The sequence below is a fragment of the Streptomyces albus subsp. albus genome (assembly GCF_000719865.1).
Classification (GTDB): Bacteria; Actinomycetota; Actinomycetes; order Streptomycetales; family Streptomycetaceae; genus Streptomyces; species Streptomyces albus_E.
In genome coordinates this window covers 1-238 of record NZ_JOID01000115.1, presented here as the reverse complement: position 1 = coordinate 238, position 238 = coordinate 1, and the positions used below count along the sequence as shown (strand labels likewise).

Sequence of the window (238 nt, the reverse complement as noted above, 5' to 3'; positions counted from 1 at the left end):
GCTGAGCGAGTTCAGCAAGACGGCGGGTGCGTGGCTGACGGAGGCGGCGACGGTTCTGGCGGAGGTGAAGGCGGCGATGCCGCCGCCCTCCAGTGCCTCTCGGGCCACGCTCGACGCGTTCTTCGAGCGCAACCCGGGTGGTCGGCTGATGTTGTCGGAGGCGACGGTCGCGCGGTCGAAGGACGCCGGGGCCGGCGGTGCGCTGTTGGGTCCGACGCCGAAGGAGGCGTTGGCGGCC

Annotated in this window: 1 protein-coding gene; it reads right to left on the bottom strand. The window is 72.7% G+C overall.

What is annotated here, in order from left to right:
- The coding region (locus tag IF83_RS33970; RefSeq protein WP_037682193.1) for a hypothetical protein at nucleotides 1-238 on the bottom strand (238 nt) is incomplete at both ends.